This is a genomic window from Nocardiopsis sp. NPDC006832 (assembly GCF_040635885.1).
Classification (GTDB): Bacteria; Actinomycetota; Actinomycetes; order Streptosporangiales; family Streptosporangiaceae; genus Nocardiopsis.
In genome coordinates this window covers 1-18,785 of sequence record NZ_JBEYLC010000025.1, presented here as the reverse complement: position 1 = coordinate 18,785, position 18,785 = coordinate 1, and the positions used below count along the sequence as shown (strand labels likewise).

Below are 18,785 nucleotides of genomic sequence, written 5' to 3'. Positions count from 1 at the left end.
GGGTCCCTCCGACCCCGGGCAACCCGTTCCCGGCACACCGCCGGGCCCTCAAGTCACCATCAACTGTGCCAGAGTCCGCGTCAGCGCGTGCCGTGTACCGGAGTCCCGCACCGCCACACGGAACCACTCCGGCCCCAGTCCAGGGAAGGTGTCGCCGCGTCGGACCGCGATGCCCTCCGCACGCAAACGAAGCCGCAACGATTCCCCGTCCACCGCCTTGACCAGCAGAAAAGATGCTCTCGCGCGAGGGACGACGGTGAGTCCGTGGTTCGTCAGGTCTTCGGTGAGCGCGCGACGTTCCTCGGCCAGGCCCCGAGCCCAGTGCTCCGTCTCGGCGAGGGCCTGGGGCGTGACGCACTCCTCCATGGCGGCCAGGGCCGGGGTGGAGACCGACCATAAGGGTTGTGCCTCGGCCAGTCGGGCGACCAGGTCCGGTGCGGCGAGCAGGTAGCCGGCCCGCAACCCGGCCAGGGACCAGGTCTTGGTGAGGCTGCGGACCACCACGAGGCCGGGCAGGTCCGTGCGGTGGGCCAGGGACTCCGGTTCGCCCGGGACGCAGTCCGCGAAGGCCTCGTCCACCACCAGGATCCGCCCCGGTCGGGCGAGTGCCGCGATCGACGCGGCGGGGTGCAGGACCGAGGTCGGGTTGGTGGGGTTGCCGACCACGACGAGGTCGGCGTCCTCGGGGACCGACCCGGGGTCCAGGAGGAAGTCGGGTGCCGGCAGCAGGACCCGGTCCACCCCGTGGCCGGCGGCGCGCAGGGCGGCCTCGGGTTCGGTGAACTGGGGGTGGATCACGACGGCCCTTCGGGGGTTCAGCGCCCGGGCGACGAGCACGAACGCCTCCGCCGCGCCGGCCGTCGGCAGGACCTGACGGGGGTCGCGTCGATGCCGCCGGGCCACGGCCACGCGGGCCCGTTCGGGGTCGGGGTAGGAGCCGAGGTCGGTGAGCGAGTCGGTGATCCGACGGAGCACCCGGTCCGGCGGGGTGCGCCCGCGGACGTTGACGGCCAGGTCGAGTAGTCCCGGTCCCACCTCCGCGTCGCCGTGGTGGCGCAGGTCGTGGTGATCGTCGTCCATGTGCTCGCCGTCTCGGTCCTCTCCGGTCCGTTCCAACACCCCACCCATCCTTGTTTCCGATGTGACCAGTGGTTCCAGTGTGGTCCCCGCGTCCGAGCGCTTCGGACTTCGAGGACGCGCCCACGTGCCGTATGTCACAGGCATGTGGCAGGCTGTTGCGGTCCCCGTCCCCTGACGCCCTGCCCCGCGATGAACACAGTCGGCGAACAGAACGGACACACATGCGACGGCGTACCTTCCTGACCACCGCCACGGCGGCGGGCCTCGGCTCCTTGGCCCCCGTGCTGCTCACGCCCACGGCCGCTTCGGCGCAGGGCTCCGACACCCGGGCCGTCCCCCGGGTACTCACCGAGACCACCACCTCCACCGGCTCCCCTGTACGCCCCGACCGCCGGTTCGACCTGGTCTCCGTCTCCAGGTCGCCCGATCGGGCCTCCGGCGCCTCGGTGCGCTTCGAGCTCCCCGACGGGTGGGGCTCCTGGCGGGAGCTGCACTTCCACACCGAAGGACCGGACCACCTCGACCCGGCCTCCACCGCGATGGTGCGCGCCCCGGAAGGCGCGATCGGCTACCAGGTACGCGGCGCCGACGGTTCCGACCTGACCGCGGTGAACGTCCGCGACGGCGAACCGCTCACCTTCGGTGGACCGGAGCGGACCACGCTCTCCGCCGAGGGCGGTGAGTACCGATCGTTGTCGGGCACCTCCCTGTTGCCGGTGCGCACGCGGGCGGGCTGGGGCGCGGACGAGTCCCTGCGCTTCGACGAGGACGGCGACGACCTCTGGCCGGCCGAGTTCCATCGGGTCCAGGCGCTGACCGTGCACCACACGGCCATGGCGACCACCGACGACCACGCCGCCGACGTGCGCGCGGTGTATCGACTCCACGCGGCCGAGCAGGCTTGGGGCGACATCGGCTACCACCTGCTCATCGACCCCGACGGCGTGGTCTACGAGGGTCGGCACTCGGGCGAGGACCGGATCCCGGTCTTCTCCGGGGTGCCGCTGCCCGGCCGCGCCCGTTCGGTGACGGCCGGCCACGCGGCGGGCTTCAACCACGCCAACATCGGGGTGTGCCTGCTCGGCGACTTCACCCACGAGGTGCCCACCCGCGCCGCCCAGGACTCACTGGTGACGGTGCTGCGGGTGCTGTGCGCGCTGACCGGCGTGGACCCGGCTCGGGAGATCGAGTACGTGAACCCGGACACCGGCGCGGTCACCCCGCAGGAGGCGGTGGCCCGGCACCGGGACTGGCTGGACACCGAGTGCCCCGGCAACGCCTTCGCCGACGTGTTCGACTCCGCCATCCGAGAGCGGGTGGCCCGTGGCCTGCTCTAGCACCCCTGTGGCGAAGGCCTCTTTTTGCAGGTCACGACGGTGACCACCTCGATATCCGGTTGCGGCGACCCTGGCCGGCGCGGCTATCGTGAGCGCTGCCGCCACGCCGTGGGTGCGCGGCGCGATTCGAGGAAAGAGGGTCCGACTCCACCATGACCACCGTTCAGAGCACGCCGATCATGCCCGCGGTCATCCTGGAGACCGAGCGGCTCCGACTGCGATCGGTACTCGAACGCGACATCGACGACGTGTACGCCTCGTGCGTGGACCCCGACCTCCAGCGGTGGGTTCCGCTACCGTCCCCGGGCGAGCCCTACACCCGGGAGAACGCGGAGGACTTCTGTCTGCGTCTGGCGCCGGGCATTCGTACGTCCGGCGACGGCCAGCACTGGGCCCTGTTGGAGCGCGAGGGCGGCCGGTTCGTCGGTTCGGCGGCCCTGCTGCGCACCGAGTGGCCCGCGAAGGTCACCGAGGTCGGCTACTGGATCTCGCCTTGGGGGCGGGGCCATGGCTACGCCGCCGAGGCGGTCGTGGCGGTGTCCCGCTGGGCGATCGAACAGGGCTTCCAACGGATCGAGATCAAGGCAGCGGTGGGCAACACCGCATCTCGCCGGGTGGCCGAGTCCACCGGATTCGTCCACGAGGGCGTGGAGCGCAACGCGATGCCGTTGAACGAGGGCCGCACCGACCTGGCCGTCTACAGTCTCCTGCCGACGGACCTGGAGACGACCCCGTAGACGAGGACGGCCGGGTCGGTGGTAGCACCGACCCGGCCGTCCCCTGTTCTCCCCCGGATCATCCCCACACCCGGGAGAGCAGCCACTCACCGGTGGTGGTGTCGTGCCGGAGTTCGTACACCCCCTGGGAGTAGGACGATCCGGCCTCGACCCTCCAGTGCCGACATTCGGGTACCTGGGAGCTCTCACCCGGTGTCCAGTCACGGCGCAGGGTCACCCACTGGTCGATGATCCTGCGCACCCCGTAGACCCGCCCGTCCCACACGAAGCGGGTGGGCCTGCCGTCCTCCTCCACGACCGTGACGTCCGCTCCGTAGTACCGCCCCACAACCGTTCCCCCAAGCATCGACCGACTCCTCGTTTGGCGTCCGGCGGTGCCAGGGCGCACCGCCGGGGTGCCCGCACGCGGGGAAGTACGAGCAGGCATTCGAACGTGTGATCGAATACTAGCGAAGGGAAGGCCGCCGTGGAACTGTTTCCGCCTCGACGACATCACCACCTGTGAAACCATCCGTGGGACCGAGAAGCCCCCGAGCCACGGACCCGCGAGCACCGTGGCACTCGGCGCCCCCCACGACCCCCACGAGGCATCCCACATGTTCAACGGGCACGACGGCCCCGCCACCCCCCATTCCGGAGACCCCACGGAGATCGACGGATACCGCCTGTCGCGCCGGCTGGGACGCGGCGGCATGGGCACCGTGTACCTGGCCGAGGACCACTCCCGGCGACAGGTCGCGCTCAAGGTCGTCCACCCCGACCTGGCCGAGAACCCCTCGTTCCGGCGACGCTTCGCCCGCGAGGTCGAGACCGCACGCCGTGTGGCCCGCTTCTCCACCGCCGGGGTCATCGACGCCCGCCTGGAGGGCGACCCCCTGTTCGTCGTCTCCGAGTTCGTCCCGGGCCCGGACCTGTCCCGGGCCGTGCGCGAACGCGGTCCCCTCCGCGGCGGTGACCTCGAAGGACTGGCCATGGGCGTGGCGGCGGCGCTCACCGCCATTCACCGCTCGGGTGTGGTCCACCGCGACCTCAAACCCGCGAACGTGCTGCTCTCCCCCGTCGGACCGAAGGTGATCGACTTCGGCATCGCCCGCGCCCTGGACGACGACGGCGGCGGCATCACCCGTTCCAGCCGGCTCATGGGCACGCCCTCCTACATCGCGCCCGAACTCCTGCACGGTCACCCGGCCACCCCCGCCGCGGACGTGTTCGCCTGGGGATGCCTGGTGGCGTTCGCCGGCACCGGCAGGACGCCCTTCCACGCGGCGACGGTCCCGGCGGTCCTGCACAACGTCACCACGGCCGCGCCCCGGCTCGACGGGCTGGACCCCGCCCTGACGGTCCTGGTGCGCCAAGCCCTCGACAAGAACCCCGCGAATCGGCCCACCGCCCAGGCGATCCTGGATCGGCTCGTGGGACGGCCCGGCGTCTCGGAGGAGGAGGCCGGTCGCACCATCAGCGCCACGTGGACGCCGCCCCCGGTCACGGCCACACCCCCGACCCAGACCGCACAGGGCGCCGGCGGACCCCCCACACGCCGACGCGGGCTCCTCCTCGGAGCCGGGGCCGGGACGGGCGCCGTGGTCCTGATCGCCGGTCTCTCCTTCGCCTTGGCGGCGGGGAACGACGCGCCCCCGGAGGACCTCACCACCCTGTACGGCTCCGACTTCGCCACCGACCCCGGGTGGGGCGACTCCATCTACGACGAGGACGACGGCCCTTACGACAGCGGCTACGCGCCGGGCGAGGGGATCGTGATGGCGATGGACCCCAACGCGGAGATGGATCCGAGCGTCGGACGCAACTGGATGGCCCCCTCCGCCCAGGGCGTGAACACCACCGAACGACTCCTGGTCACCAGCGACGTCCAGGTGCTGGAGGGCTACGACTACCTCACCGTCGGACTCCGGTGCATCCGCGACCTGCACCCGACCGACGCCGAACTGGACGAGGACGACACCGACGGTTACCCCGACCACCCGGACCAGGACTACACGGCGACCTATCGTGCCTGGTTGCGGGCGGACGGCGCGGAGGCCGTGATCGACAAGATCTCGGGCACCCTGGCCGACGACTCCTGGGATCCCGAGGAACTGGCCAAGGGCGAGGTCTCGGAGTTCCGCCCCTATCCCGCGGTCCCCACCGACGGAGCGGATCAGGCCACGTCCCGTGGGGAGGAACCGGAGCCGGTGAGCAACAACATCAAGCTCGCCTGTGAGTTCACCCCGGGCGACGAGGGTGAGGTTCCGACCGCCGAGATCCGAATGTGGGTCAACGACGGACTCGCGGTGAGCGCGGTGGACGAGGAGCCCTACCCGGACGACTACGCCGACCACCAATACGTCCAGCGCCAGGCCGTGCAGTACCACCGCGGTCAGAGCACGTCCCCGTTCCGGGTGCTGTACGAGAACTTCCGGGTGGAGCGGATCCTCGACGAGTGACCGTGGCGGTTCCCGCGCTTTGACGACCACCACCGACAGAACCGTTTCGTCTCCAGTGGGATCACACCCCTCCGAAACGCGCTCCGGTACCGGCGTCGGTACGCTGATAGGCGCTTATCACACGATTTGTGAGGACCCTCGACTGTGACGTCCAACGGCCACTCAAGCGGCAAACCCCTGCGCGCGGGCGACCCGCGCGAACTCGACGGTTACCGCATCGTCAGTCGGCTCGGACGCGGCGGCATGGGCACCGTCTACCTCGCCGAGGATCCCGGCGGCCGCTCCGTCGCCGTCAAGCTCATCCACCCGGACCTGGCCGACGACGAGTCCTTCCGGAAACGGTTCGCCCGAGAGGTGGACGCCGCCAGGCGGGTGGCCCGTTTCTCCACGGCCGGGGTCATCGACGCCCGGTTGGAGAGCGAGCCGCTGTTCATCGTTTCGGAGTACGTGGCCGGCCCGAACCTGGACGAGGCTGTGCGCGCGCAGGGGCCGATGCACGGCGGCACCCTTGAGGGTCTGGCGATGGGCGTGGCCGCGGCGTTGACCGCCATCCATGGCTCCGGGGTGATCCACCGCGACCTCAAACCCGCCAACGTTCTGCTGTCCACTGTGGGGCCGAAGGTGATCGACTTCGGCATCGCCCGCGCCATGGACGACGCCGGCGGCGGCATCACCCGTTCCAGTCAGCTCATGGGCACCCCTTCCTACATGGCGCCGGAGCTGATCCTGGGAGAGCAGGCCACACCGGCCGCGGACATCTTCGCCTGGGGTTGCCTGGTGGCGTTCGCCGGCATCGGGGACGCGCCCTTCGACGCGGCGACGGTGCCCGCGGTGCTGCACAACATCTCCTCGGCCGAACCCAAGCTGGACGGGTTGGATCCGAGCCTGCTGGACCTGGTCGGGGGCGCGCTGGACAAGAACCCCGCCAACCGTCCCTCCTCCCAGCAACTGCTGGCCAAGCTGACCGGTCAGGAGGACCCGGAGGAGTCGGAGGTACGACGGACCATCAGTACCTCCTGGGCACCACCGAGTAGCGCTCCGGTGGCGGGCACGCCACCGCCGGAGGAATCCGGTCCGCGGCGGACGGGTGCCGCTCCCACGGACCAGGTGCCGACCGAACACCTTCAGGGCCCCGGCCAAGGGCAGACGCCCAATGGGGGCGTCGCCCCGCCCATCGGCGGTCCGGTCCCGCCGCACACCCGACAGGCGCACCAGGGCGGGCCGGGCGCCCCGGGGCAGCCCGGGTTCCAGGGCCCCTCCGGTCCCCAAGGGCAGCCGGGCGTCCCCGGTGCGCCCGGAACCCAGGCCTTCCACCCGCAAGGGCACCGGCAAGGCCCCATGGGAGGTCACGGTGCCCACCCGCAGTCCGGCCCCCAGCACGGCCAGGGACAGGTCGGGTGGCACGGGCAAGCGCCCCCGTACGGTCAAGCCGCGTACGGGATGCACAGCGGCCCGAACGGCCCCGGTGGTCCCGGCGTCCCGAACGGCCCCGGACAGCCGGTGAACGGCGCCTCCGGTGGCGGCCGGCGCAAGCTCATGCTCATCGGCGGTGGTGCGGTCGCGCTGGTGTTGGTCGCCACCATCGGCGGCTTCGCGCTGTTCTCCGGATCGGACGCCCCTCCGGAGAACGTCACGAGCATCTACACCACCGACTTCGCCACGGACCCCGACTGGCCGAGTTCCACCCATTTCGACCAGCAATACCCCGACCTGAACAGCATCGGGTACTGGGACCAACAGAACGCCATGGTGGTCTCGATCGACTCGTCGTTCAAGGAGGGCCAAGGCGCGCGCGTCCCCTCCGTCGGGGAGACGCCCCCGCAGGTCCTCATCAGCACCACCATGGCGCCCCTCTCCGGTCCGGGCGAGGCGACCACGGGCGCCTACTGCTGGGGACAGGAGGATGAGGAGGGCACCATGTACGAGGCACAGGTCCGCCTGGACGGCGGCGAGGCGCAGATCCGTCGGGTGACCGAGGAGAGCGGCAGCACCGCGCTCGCCTCCACCACCGAGATCGAGGGGTTCTCCACCTACGACCTGTTCGACGAGGAGAGCGAGGTCGACGGTCTTCCCTACGACACGAACCTGGGTGACCTGGTCACCAACAACCTCAAGTTCTCCTGCGAGTACGTGACCGAGGAGGGCGAGGACCCGTACATGGACCTGAGCATGTGGATCAACGACGAACTCGCGCTGAGCACCGTGGACGAACAACCGCTGCCGGACAGCTCCGACCTCGACGACGACGAGCGACGCCAGGTCGGTCTGATCCAACGGGCCGCCTCCGGCAACGAACAGATCGCCGTGGCGTACACGGACTTCGCGCTACACCGCGTCGACACCGAGTAGGGAATCCATCCTCGGTCCCACCCGGCTCCGAAGCGGGCGTTCCCTCCCGAGGGCGGGCGCGTTAGCGTCGAGGCCACGACGACCAGGGTGATCCGGTGGCCCTCGGAGGTCATCGCGACAGGGAGGACGAGACGACATGCGCGCCATCGTGATGGAGGAGTTCGGCGGACCCGAGGTCCTACGCACACAGGAGATCGACGACCCGACCCCCGGCCCGGGCCAGGTGCTCCTGGACGTGGCCGCCCGGGGCGTCAACTTCATCGACGTCTACCAGCGCGGCGGCGTCTACAAGGTGGACCTGCCGTTCGTTCCGGGCATGGAGGCCTCGGGCACGATCACGGCGGTCGGTGAGGACGTCACCGACCTGAAGGTGGGACAACGCGTGGGCTGGGCGATGTCGCCCGGCGGGTACGCCGACCGCGCCACCGTCGACGCCCGCCTGGCGGTCCCCGTCCCCGACGGGGTCACCGACGAACAGGCCGCCGCGCTGCTGCTCCAGGGCATGACCGCCCACTACCTCACCTACTCGGTACACCCGGTGGCCGAGGGCGAGACCATCCTGGTGCACGCCGCCGCGGGCGGCACCGGGCTGCTCATCACCCAGCTGGCCAAGGCCCGGGGCGCCCGGGTGATCGGCACCGTCTCCACGGAGGCGAAGGAGGCCGTCGCCCGCGCGGCCGGCGCCGACGAGATCGTCCGCTACACCGAGGTCCCGGTGGCCGAAGCCGTCCGTGACCTCACCGACGGCGAAGGCGTCGCGGCGGTCTACGACGGCGTCGGCAAGGACACCTTCGACGCGAGCCTGGCCTCGCTGCGCCCGCGCGGGGTTCTGGCCCTGTTCGGGCAGTCCAGCGGCCTGGTGGAACCGGTGGACCCGCAGCGGCTCAACAGCGCCGGTTCGGTCTACCTCACCCGCCCCTCCCTCGCCCACTTCGTCACCGACCGCGAGGAGCTGCTGGGTCGGGCCCGCGACCTGTTCGAACTGGTCGAGCGGGGGCGTCTGGACGTTCGGGTCGGCGGCCGCTACCCGTTGGAGGAGGCGGCCCGGGCGCACGAGGACCTCACCTCGCGTGCCACCACCGGCAAACTGCTGCTGGTCTGAGGGTCCACGCGACGTGCGGTGGCCGCCCGTTGTCGGGGCGACCACCGCCATCGTCGTCGATTCCGTCCGGTCGGCCTCACTCGCCCTTGCGCTGGGACGGGGTCGAACCCATGTTGGCCCCGGCCCGGCGAACGTCGTCCCGGGCGTCGGCGACCGCCTTCTCGGCGGCCTCCGCGGCCTGCGCCGCCGCCTGAGATGAGGTGGACCTCGCCGGGTCCGGGCCGGTGATCTGCGCGGGGCCCGAGTCCCCCGCCTCCCGCTGCCCCTTCTCCGTGGACGGAGCCGTCTTGGCGGCGTCGCCGGCGAAGGCGTGCGAGACGTTCTTGACCGCCTCGGTGAACTCGCCGGGGATCACCCAGAACGTGTTGCCCTCGCCCTCGGCGAGGCTCGGCAGGGTCTCCAGGTACTTGTAGGCGAGCAGCTTGGCGTCGGCGTCGTTGGCGTGCACCGCCTGGAAGACCTGCTCGATCGCCTTGGCCTCACCGTCTGCGCGCAGGATCGCCGCCTGCTGGTCACCCTGGGCCTCAAGGATGGCCTGCTGGCGGGCGCCCTCCGCCTTGAGGATGCGGGACTGGCGTTCACCCTCGGCGTGCAGGATGGCCGCGCGCTTGTCGCGGTCGGCCCGCATCTGCTTCTCCATCGCCTCCTTGATGGTGGGCGGCGGGTCGATCGCCTTGATCTCGACCCGGTTGATGCGGATGCCCCACTTTCCGGTGGTCTCGTCGAGGACCCCGCGCAGCCGGGTGTTGATCTCCTCGCGGGAGGTCAACGTGCGTTCCAGGTCCATGGAACCGATGACGTTGCGCAGCGTGGTGACGGTGAGTTGGTCTATTGCCTGGATGTAGTTGGCGACCTCGTAGGCGGCGGCCTTGGGCTGGGTCACCTGGTAGTAGAGGACGGTGTCTATGTTGACCACCAGGTTGTCCTCGGTGATCACGGGTTGGGGACGCGAGCTGAAGACCTGTTCGCGCAGGTCGAACTTGGAGTTGACCCGGTCCACCCCCGGAATGATGAAGTTCAGTCCGGGGTCGAGGGTGCGGATGTAACGGCCGAAGCGCTCGATGTTGTAGGCGCGGGCCTGGGGAACGATTCGGATCGCCGACAAAGCGATGGCGACCAGGAGAACGGCGATGATGATGAGCGGTATCGCAGGGTCCATCTTCTGTACCTGTGCCTAGGTCGATTGGTGGCTTGTGCGGCTCGGTTTCGGATGACCGTGGTGACCGTGGTGGCCGTGATCAGTCCGCTTCGGGACGGTCCTGTCCCGGTCGGGTCTGGTCGGGACCGTTCGGCTCGATGGGTTCGGGCAACGCCTCGCGCGGATAGACCACGGCGGTGGCCCCGTCGATCTCCACGACGTCGACGTGCGCGCCCACCGGGATGACGAGGTCCTCGTCGATGGACCGCGCCGACCATTCCTCCCCGCTGAGCTTGACGAGTCCGTGGTCGGCGTCGACCGGCTCCAGGACCAAGGCGGATCGCCCCACCAGGGCGGCCGTGCCGGAACGAACGTCCGGTCCGCGGGCGATCTGCCGGTCCATGATCGGTTTGACCAGCCAGACCCCGGCGGCGGAGGCGGCGGCGAACCCGATGATCTGCACGACCACCGGTAGTCCCAGGGCCCCCAGGAGGCCGGCGACCAGTGCGGCGGTGGCCAGCAACCCCAGGACGAAGGTCAGGGTGAAGAACTCGGCGGCCCCGAGGGCGGCCGCGAGGATGATCCAGATCAGCCAAGCAGGCATGTTCCTGTCGGCCCTCCCGCTGTGGTTTCGGGTAGTCCTTAAGCTACCCACACAACCCTGGCCAACCACAAGAATCCGGTAATGGATACAGGATCGCGGCCCGTGGCGGGATGCCACGGGCCGCTCTCGTCCCCTATGCGCGGGTGGTGGGCGTCACCGGCCGCCGGAGAACTCGTAGACCAACTGGTAGGTGGGCCGGTTCTGCCAGGCGATCGGCCACATGTCGATTCCGCCCACCGACTGGTGGATCACGGTGTCGGCGCACAGCTGGTCACCGGCCGAGCAGTGCTCGTCCCCGGGGTAGACCTCCTCGGCCGGGGTGGCCGCGGCCGAGGCGAGGCTGTCCAGCAGCACCGTCCGGCAGTCGCCGAGGTCGCCCTCGCCGCAGTAGACCCGGTCGCCGAGCGCGCCGTCGACCTCCTGGTCCAAGGCCGTTCGCAGGTCCTTGTCCACGTACGACCACCAGCCGTACTGGAACGCCGAACCACGGTGCGGCTGCCCCTGGTTGACACTGCCCGGTTCGCCGCCGCCGATGGAGCCGGAGGGCGACTCGTCGGTCTGGACGGCGCGGGTCAGCTCCTCGTACAGACCCTCGCCCAGACCGGGTTCGAACTGGGCTCGCACCAGGATCGGCCACCAGGCGTCCAGCACCCGGATGGCGTCGGCGTGCTCGTAGTGACCGGCGTCGCGTTGGGGTTCGCGGCGCAGGGCCCCCGAGTCCGCCCAGGTGCGCAGGGACTCGACCGTCTCGGCGAGTTCGGGGTCGTCCACCTCCGCGGTGTCGATGACCTCCAACAGCAGTGGAAGGACCTGTTCGGCGCGCAGGTCGGCGACCCCGGCCTCCATCATCGTGCCGGTGAGGGAGGCCGTGGTGAAGCGGTGGCCGTCCTCGATGAGGCCGGAGACGCGACCGTCCAGCAGGTCGTTCCGGTGCACCGAACCGGTCGACCAGCCCGACGTGTAGCCCTGGGCCGGCTTGTTGTTCCAGTTGACGATGTAGTCCGGGTTGATCTGCTGCGGGTGGTCGGACGGCGGGTGGTAGTCGGCCCCGTTGGTGGCCGGGTCCCAACCGGACCAGCCGGCGTCGGAATAGGCGTCGATGGGCATGTTGGGGTCGGTGCCCTCGGTCCGGACGGGGTTGTCGCCGGAGTTGATGAACGCGATGTCCTGGTCGTCGACGTAGTGCCAGTTGAACGCGTAGGCGATGTCGTGGGCGGCCTCGGTGAAGGTCTCCGCCGAGTTGATCAGGTCGGGGTCGTTGAACTTCTGGAACCCGATGATGGAGTCGACCTCGCGCATGTAGGTGGACCGCAGCTCGGTGAAGGCCACCGGTGCCCCGTCGACGGTGGCGAAGGAACTCACCAGGCCGTGTTCGGAACGCAGCGAGGTGAGCGTGTAGCCGCCCTCCTCGGTACCGTCGGCGATGGTGGGCGTCCAGTCGTTGCTGACGCTCAGGGCCTCGAAGTCCACGCAGTCGCCGGAGGAGTTCACGTAGGAACGCGAGGCGGTGGTGGGCTCGGAGCCGTCGGTCTCGCACAGGTCCACGGCGAAGGTGTCGGTGATGTCCTGGCCCGCCGAGGTGGCGCTCCAGGCGTAGTCGACCCCGCGCCCCATCTGGACGTAGAAGCTCACACCCGCGAAGGAGGCGCCGCGCGCGCTGATGCCCGGCCCCTGGAGTTCCTGGAGCATGAGCAGCTGCGGGGAGAAGTATCCGGTCTGCGGTCCCATCACCGCGACGGGGTTGCCGCTCTCGGTGTGCTCGCCGGACACCAGCAGGGCGTTGGACATGCCGCGCGGGTCCATGAAGCCCTCGGGCAGCACTCCGTCGTCGAAGATGCCCTCGGCGGCGGACAGATCGCCCTCCTCGACCATCTCCTCCAGCTCGGCCCGCTGGTCCTCGTCGAGTTCCGCCACGGTGGGCGCGTCGGCTTCGGGGACGTCCGGGGCCTCGGTGGTGGAGGCCTGGGACGCGGCGTCCGGGGCCGCCGAACCGTACTCGTCGTGGACGATGTCGTAGGGCTCGACCGAGCCGGGATCGGGGACGACCTGACCGATCGGATCGTCGGGGGTCTGGGAGTAGGGGAACTCGCCGTCGACGGTCACGGAGGCCTCGGGATCGTTCTCCATGCGCCAGGCCCGCCAGAGCTCCAGGCCCTCCTCGGCTCCGTAGCGGTCCTGGAAGTTGGCCAGGACGATCGCGGACTGGACCTCACCGCCGCCACCGCCGCCGAAGATGCCGCCGACCATGGCGGCGATGCCCACGACGTCCGTGGTGGTGAAGGGCTCGATCTCACCGGAGTTGGTGATGGCGTCCTTGTGCCCGGTCAGCACGTACTCGCCGGGGAAGTAGCGCCCGCCGTCGGCCTCTTCGATGTAGGCGTTGACGCCCTCCAGGTAGGAGTCGACGTCGGCGAGTGCCTGCTCGCCACGTTCGCCGCCCTCGCTCGCGATCCGGTCGATCTGGAGCTGTTTGTCCTCCTCGGTGTAGGGGGCGGTGGCCCACAGGTCCTGTTCGAGGCCCCGGTTGCCCTCCGCTCCGCCGGCGAAGGAGGTGAGCTCACCGCGACCGACCCGGCGCAGGATGTCCATGAGGAAGAGGCGGTCCTCACCGGCCGCGTACCCGGCACCGAACATGGTGCCCTCTCGCGTGGTGCCGGTGATGTGTGGAATGCCGTGCGCCGCGTCGCGGACGATGGTGACGTCCTCGCGCGGCCGGTACTCGCGGTCGACCTCGTCCTCGTCGACGCCGTAGGAGGCGTCCTGGAAGAAGTCGTCGAGGCCTTCCTCGGTGAGTCCGTCGTAGTGGTGCACGAGGTCGTCGTACATGTCGAGTTGGCTGGAGGAGTGCTCCGGGCGTGTGCCGAAGACCTGGTGGCCGAGGATCTCGACCAGCGTGGCGTTGCCGTTCTGGCCCGGGGGAAGGATGTCGTGGCACCCGGAGGGCGCGCAGTAGTCCTCGTAGGCGACCGGCTCGGCCATGACCGGGGGGGCCGGCAGGGCGGCTGCGAGGGAGGCCGTGACGGCCAGGGCCGCGCCCATGGCGCCGGCGCGGAACGGGATCCTGCGCGAGGAGGGTCGAAGGGGCGGGGGTGCGGGAGACATATACGTCACCACCTGGGGGTGCGGGCGATGGATCAGCGAAAGGTTACGCACGAGTAAGGAAATCGCGAAAGACTTTCATGTTTTTCGGGAGGGTCCACCGCACACCGGTTCGGAGCGCCACGTTTACGGTGAGCCAGGCCACACCAGCCGAAACGGCTGCGTACAACCCGTATCCACCACGCCACCGAACGTCGAAGGGTGGCCACAACCGGCCACGATCCACACTCGACCGTCCGCAGGGCATCGGCCGGGACAGGGGCTTTGACACAATTCCCACATGAACGAGTACCCCGAGCAAGGCCGCCCCTGGCAGCAGCCGGACGGCCAGACCCCCGGCTGGGGCCTTCCCCCACAACAGCACTCCGGAGGGCAACTGGAGCCCTACGGAAACCCCACCGGTGGTTACCTGCCGGCCGACCCGGGAGGCCACCCCGCCCCCGAACCCACCCTGCTCACCATCGGGGACATCGCCGTCACCCAGACCAGCGTCATCACCCCCGCCGGCCGCTTCCCCATCAAGGGCAGCGTGTGGACCCTGTCGGACATGAGCCGCACCGAACAGTCCACCCCCACCTGGGCGATCATCGTCGCCATCCTCATCTTCTGGTGGACCTGCCTGCTGGGCCTGTTGATCCTCCTGGTGAAGGAGACCAAGACCACCGGGCACGTGCAGGTCACGGTGCAGGCCGACGGCAGGTACCACGCCACACAGCTCCCGGTGAGCAGCCCGGCGCTCGTGCGTCAGATCAACCAGCAGGTCAACTACGCCCGATCCCTGGCGGCCTGACCCCTCGCGTGTCCCGGGACGCCCTCGGTCGGGCGTTCCCGGTGACCGCGCGCCGGGTCACGACACGCCCGGCGCCCCCGGCGGGATGAACGGCGCCCCCTTCGGGACACCCTCCCCGAGCAGTCGCCACACCGCGTCGGTGTCCACATGCTCCGCCACCAGGTCACCCAACGCGTCCAGTCGTTCCGCGCGGGCGGCAGCGAAGTCCGTGTCCGGAGCCACCACGAAGTCACGACCCGCCACGTGCGCCACCTCGGTCAGGAAGGCCCGGCGGAATCCGTCGTTCTCCAAGGCTCCGTGCCAGGTGGTCCCCCACACACGACCGTGCCGGCAGCCGTCCAGGAACGGTTCGCCCCCGCGCACGGACACCCTGCCGTGATGGATCTCGTAGGCCTCCACCCGCTGCCCATAGGCCCATCCCACCGGACGTCCCAACGTCTTGTCCGCCGCGAACTCCACCGTCGTGGGCAGCAGACCCAACCCCGGCACCGAACCCGCGTGCGACTCCACCTCGTCGCGGATGGACTCGGCCAGCATCTGGTAACCGCCGCAGATCCCCAACACGGGCCGGTCCGCCAGCACCCGGTCGATACCGCGCTCGCGCACCCACGCCAGATCGCGCACGGTCGCCCGGCTGCCCGGCAGCACCACCAGGTCGGCGTCGGCGGCCTCCGTCGCGGAGGTCACGAACCGCACGTCGACCCCCGGCTCCACGGCCAGGGCGTCGATGTCGGTGAAGTTGCTGATCCGCGGCAGTCGCACCACCGCGACCCGCAGCGTGCGGGCGAGCGGCGGAGCCATGGGCCCCCGATCCACACCGAGCGCCAGGGAGTCCTCCACGTCCAACCACAATCCGTCCAGCCACGGCAGGACCCCCAACACCGGGCGCCCGGTCAGGTTCCGCAACATCTCCAGGCCGGGTTCCAACAACGACCGGTCGCCCCGGAACTTGTTCACGACGAAGCCCGCGACCAGCGCCTGGTCTTCCTCGGCCAAGAGCGCCAGTGTCCCGAACATCGACGCGAACACCCCGCCGCGGTCGATGTCGCCGACCACCACCACCGGTAGATCGGCGGCGCGCGCCAGCCCCATGTTCGCGATGTCCCCGGCCCGCAGGTTGATCTCGGCCGGGCTGCCCGCCCCCTCGCACACCACCACGTCGTAGTCCTCACGCAACCGGGCCAGGCCCGCCAAGGAGGCGGCGCGCATGCGTTCGCGCATGACTCCATGGCCCAGGGCGTCCACCTCGCCGACCGCCCGTCCGTCGATCACCACCTGGCTGCCGCCCGCCCCCGGCTTGAGCAGCACCGGGTTCATGTCGGCGGTGGGTTCGATCCCACAGGCGGCGGCCTGCATCGCCTGGGCGCGGCCGATCTCCGCCCCACTCGGCGTCACCGTGGAGTTCAACGACATGTTCTGCGCCTTGAACGGGGCCACCCGCACCCCCTGCCGGGCCAGCCACCGGCACAACCCCGCCGTGACCACGCTCTTGCCGGCGTCCGAGGTGGTACCGGCGACCAGGATCGCGTTCACCGGGCCACCGCCACCAACAACGCGCCCAGGTTCACCACGCGTGCCAGACGCACGGCCCGACGAATGTCCGCCACTCCCACCTCGGGCCCCTCCCCCATCACCGGTCGATGCTCCACCCGGTCCCCGTAGACGTTCGTGCCACCCAACCCGCGATCCAGCGCCCCGGCGAACGCGGCCTCGCACTGCCCGGCGTTCGGACTCGGATGCGCACCACCGTCCCTTCGCCACACCCGCCACGCCCGTTCGGGGCTTCCACCCACCACCGGCGCCGCCGCGATCGCGAGCAACGCGGTCAGCCTCGACGGTGCCCAACCGGCCACGTCGTCCGAGCGCGCGGCGGCCTTGCCGAACCGTTCGTAGCGCTCACTTCGGTGTCCGACCATGGCGTCCAGTGTGTTGACCGCCCGGAACCCCACCAGCCCGGCGGGGCCGCACAACGCTCCCCACAGCAGCGGCCCGACCACTGCGTCGGAGGTGTTCTCCGCGACCGACTCGACCACGGCCCGCGCCATCCCGTCCGCGTCCAGGTGCTCGACCTCGCGCCCGCACAACCCACCGACCAACGTGCGCGCCCCGTCCAGATCCCCACGCTCCAGTGCGTCGGCCACCCGTTCGGCCTCTCGCCCCAACATGCTGCCGCCCAGGACCGCCCAGGTCGCGACGGCCGTGACCGCCGATCCCCGCAGCCGTGACCCCGCCGCCACCACCGGAAGCACCGTCGCCCCGACGAACAGAACGCCCGCGGCCACGGAATCCCGGTAAAGTCGACGTTCACACCATCCCGCGGCCGCCCCGAAGAGCGCCACGGGGTGTCCCCTCCGGGGGTCCGGCACCAACCTGTCCAGCACGAATCCCGCGATCAGTCCCCGTCTCACCCTCTCAGTCAACAGCACCTACGAGGGTGCCCAAACCACGGCAAACCCGGGTTTGCCACGCAATGCAACGGCCCATACACCTAGAGGCTCTAGAGTCGAGGGAAAGGGGGAGCGCATGCTGTTCGCGGTGGCGTCACTGATGGTCCTGGCAGGTCAATGGTGGGTCTTCTGACCCTCCCGGCCGCCCCCGCGCCGGGGCGGCCAGTTCACGAAACACCGGCCGCGCAGCGGCGCACCCGGGGTTAATCACGGGTAACGTGGGGCTCGAAGCCCATAGCGACCGATTTGGTGGAGCGCGCGTGGTAATGAGACGCAACTGCGAATCACCGTAGTTGGTGAGTCTTTGCCCTCCCGTGGGCGACATCTGACGAATACCCTAGAATGTCTGCCCGGGACACCACTGCCCAGACCAGCCGCCCACTGGACCGCCACCCCACCCCACAAAACGTCACGCCCTGATCACCCGCAGCAATGTCAGGTCACAACCCAATCGAGCACCCGTAGCTCAGTGGATAGAGCACCGGACTTCTAATCCGACGGTCGCAGGTTCGAATCCTGCCGGGTGCGCCACAAAACCCCAGGTCAGACGGGGTACACGAGGACCTCAGGCGAGGTCCTCGTCGTGTTTCTGGGCGATGTGTGCTCCTCGTGTGCTCCCCAGTACAAGGTGGGTGCAGGTGGGGGTCGACCTCCCGAAGCACTTTGCCATTCCGTGACCCTAGCGGCCCCGCCCCGGGATACCCCCATGGCCACCCACCAGCGCCCCACAGCCGCCCCGACGGTCACATGGAGCACGCTTTGGGCCCGGGCCACGTCCTGTCACCCCACCGGCCGTATACGGCCGATTCCACCGAAGCCCCGGCCGCCCTGGCGGTCAGATCCGATACACGGTCGAACAGAATGTCGTCATGCCTTGAGAGCCTTAACTCATGAGCTATGACCTAACCGTCTGGGAGGGGCGATACCCCTCCACTCACGCGCGGGCCAGCCGTCGTACCACGGCAGTTTCGTCGGGGGACCGCCCCTGTGGCCAGAAGACCGACCTTGCTCCGTATGTGACGGCTCGCACCACGACCGCGATGCCAGCACCCCATGGAGGGGAAGTCCGCCTCATCGTGCTCCTCCAGCTCTATCGAACGAACGTTACTGACGTCTTCTCCCGAGGCGCGACCTTCTGCAAGCGCTGTGGTGCCCCTACCACGGCTGAAGACATCGGACTCAATCATCTAGGGCAGGAGCCCTGCGCACAAACCCCAATCGGAGGCACATCATGAGGCACGTCGACTACTTCAAGAACTTTCTCGACAACACCGTCAACCTCTCCAAGTTCAAGCTGGAGACCCTCAGCGGACGGGTCGATGCCATCTACGACCTTCTGAAGGCCGACGAGGAACTGGGGCCACTCCTCAAGAAGAAGATTCCTCAAGGCTCATGGCCGCAGAGGACCATCATCAACCCGCAGAACGGCAAGGCCTTCGATGGCGACTTCATGGTCCAGATGGTCAAGAATCCCGAGTGGAACGACGACCTGAAGAAGTATGGAGACGCCATCTACAATGAGGTGATCTCAGCGAGTTTGCTTCTCGATATTGGTCAGCGCCAACTCGGCTTGCACGATCATCCCGATCTTGGACGGGCTCATCGTGGTGTGATGCAGCGCTCTCCACCGGCCGGTGAGTACCGCCATCGCACGCTCGCCG

13 protein-coding genes, 1 tRNA gene and 1 pseudogene are annotated in these 18,785 nt (G+C 69.7%); 8 read left to right on the top strand and 7 right to left on the bottom strand.

Annotated elements, in window-relative coordinates:
• Nucleotides 1-48: 48 nt before the first annotated feature.
• On the bottom strand, nt 49-1,080 hold the full coding sequence (gene cobC / locus ABZ717_RS14015; protein ID WP_358509528.1) for an Rv2231c family pyridoxal phosphate-dependent protein CobC: 1,032 nt from the start codon (nt 1,078-1,080) through the stop codon (nt 49-51).
• Between the two features lie 221 nt (nt 1,081-1,301).
• On the opposite strand from cobC, the gene ABZ717_RS14010 reads away from it, so the two are divergent.
• Nucleotides 1,302-2,417, top strand: coding sequence for an N-acetylmuramoyl-L-alanine amidase (locus ABZ717_RS14010; RefSeq protein ID WP_358509386.1), 1,116 nt, complete (start codon nt 1,302-1,304; stop codon nt 2,415-2,417).
• Between the two features lie 152 nt (nt 2,418-2,569).
• Nucleotides 2,570-3,154 carry a GNAT family protein gene (locus tag ABZ717_RS14005; protein WP_358509383.1) on the top strand — a complete coding sequence of 195 codons (585 nt, stop codon included), beginning with the start codon at nt 2,570-2,572 and terminating at the stop codon, nt 3,152-3,154.
• A 58-nt stretch (nt 3,155-3,212) separates the two neighbouring features.
• On the opposite strand, the gene ABZ717_RS14000 is transcribed toward ABZ717_RS14005, so the two are convergent.
• Entirely contained in the window at nt 3,213-3,500 is a 288-nt protein-coding gene (locus tag ABZ717_RS14000; protein ID WP_358509381.1) for a DUF6504 family protein, read from the bottom strand.
• Nucleotides 3,501-3,750: 250 nt separating this feature from the next.
• On the opposite strand from ABZ717_RS14000, the gene ABZ717_RS13995 reads away from it, so the two are divergent.
• From ABZ717_RS13995 to ABZ717_RS13985, 3 genes are all read left to right on the top strand, one after another.
• Nucleotides 3,751-5,595 (top strand): serine/threonine-protein kinase, encoded by a 1,845-nt coding sequence (locus ABZ717_RS13995; protein ID WP_358509378.1) that lies wholly within the window; start codon nt 3,751-3,753, stop codon nt 5,593-5,595.
• Nucleotides 5,596-5,739: 144 nt separating this feature from the next.
• On the top strand, nt 5,740-7,944 hold the full coding sequence (locus tag ABZ717_RS13990; RefSeq protein ID WP_358509375.1) for a protein kinase: 2,205 nt from the start codon (nt 5,740-5,742) through the stop codon (nt 7,942-7,944).
• A 136-nt stretch (nt 7,945-8,080) separates the two neighbouring features.
• Nucleotides 8,081-9,046: a quinone oxidoreductase gene (locus ABZ717_RS13985; RefSeq protein WP_358509372.1), complete on the top strand. Its 966-nt coding sequence runs from the start codon at nt 8,081-8,083 to the stop codon at nt 9,044-9,046.
• Nucleotides 9,047-9,122: 76 nt separating this feature from the next.
• Here the strand turns inward: ABZ717_RS13985 and ABZ717_RS13980 are convergent, their stop codons facing one another.
• From ABZ717_RS13980 to ABZ717_RS13970, 3 genes are all read right to left on the bottom strand, one after another.
• Nucleotides 9,123-10,205, bottom strand: a complete 1,083-nt coding sequence (locus tag ABZ717_RS13980; protein WP_358509369.1) for an SPFH domain-containing protein — start codon at nt 10,203-10,205, stop codon at nt 9,123-9,125.
• 79 nt (nt 10,206-10,284) lie between these two features.
• Nucleotides 10,285-10,788 carry an NfeD family protein gene (locus ABZ717_RS13975; protein ID WP_358509366.1) on the bottom strand — a complete coding sequence of 168 codons (504 nt, stop codon included), beginning with the start codon at nt 10,786-10,788 and terminating at the stop codon, nt 10,285-10,287.
• Between the two features lie 153 nt (nt 10,789-10,941).
• Nucleotides 10,942-13,827 (bottom strand): penicillin acylase family protein, encoded by a 2,886-nt coding sequence (locus ABZ717_RS13970; protein WP_358509525.1) that lies wholly within the window; start codon nt 13,825-13,827, stop codon nt 10,942-10,944.
• Between the two features lie 340 nt (nt 13,828-14,167).
• On the opposite strand from ABZ717_RS13970, the gene ABZ717_RS13965 reads away from it, so the two are divergent.
• On the top strand, nt 14,168-14,677 hold the full coding sequence (locus tag ABZ717_RS13965) for a hypothetical protein (protein WP_358509363.1): 510 nt from the start codon (nt 14,168-14,170) through the stop codon (nt 14,675-14,677).
• Between the two features lie 57 nt (nt 14,678-14,734).
• On the opposite strand, the gene ABZ717_RS13960 is transcribed toward ABZ717_RS13965, so the two are convergent.
• Together ABZ717_RS13960 and ABZ717_RS13955 are read right to left on the bottom strand one after the other, a co-directional pair.
• Complete coding sequence (locus tag ABZ717_RS13960; protein ID WP_358509361.1) at nt 14,735-16,210, bottom strand: cobyric acid synthase; 1,476 nt, start codon at nt 16,208-16,210, stop codon at nt 14,735-14,737.
• On the bottom strand, nt 16,207-17,070 hold the full coding sequence (locus ABZ717_RS13955) for a cobalamin biosynthesis protein (protein WP_358509522.1): 864 nt from the start codon (nt 17,068-17,070) through the stop codon (nt 16,207-16,209). Before ABZ717_RS13955 ends, ABZ717_RS13960 begins: the two co-directional genes overlap by 4 nt.
• A 509-nt stretch (nt 17,071-17,579) precedes the next feature.
• Between ABZ717_RS13955 and ABZ717_RS13950 the strand changes: the two genes are divergently transcribed.
• Together ABZ717_RS13950 and ABZ717_RS13945 are read left to right on the top strand one after the other, a co-directional pair.
• Nucleotides 17,580-17,655 (top strand) — tRNA-Arg (locus tag ABZ717_RS13950).
• Between the two features lie 700 nt (nt 17,656-18,355).
• Nucleotides 18,356-18,785, top strand: a pseudogene (locus ABZ717_RS13945) (hypothetical protein); the annotation flags it as partial.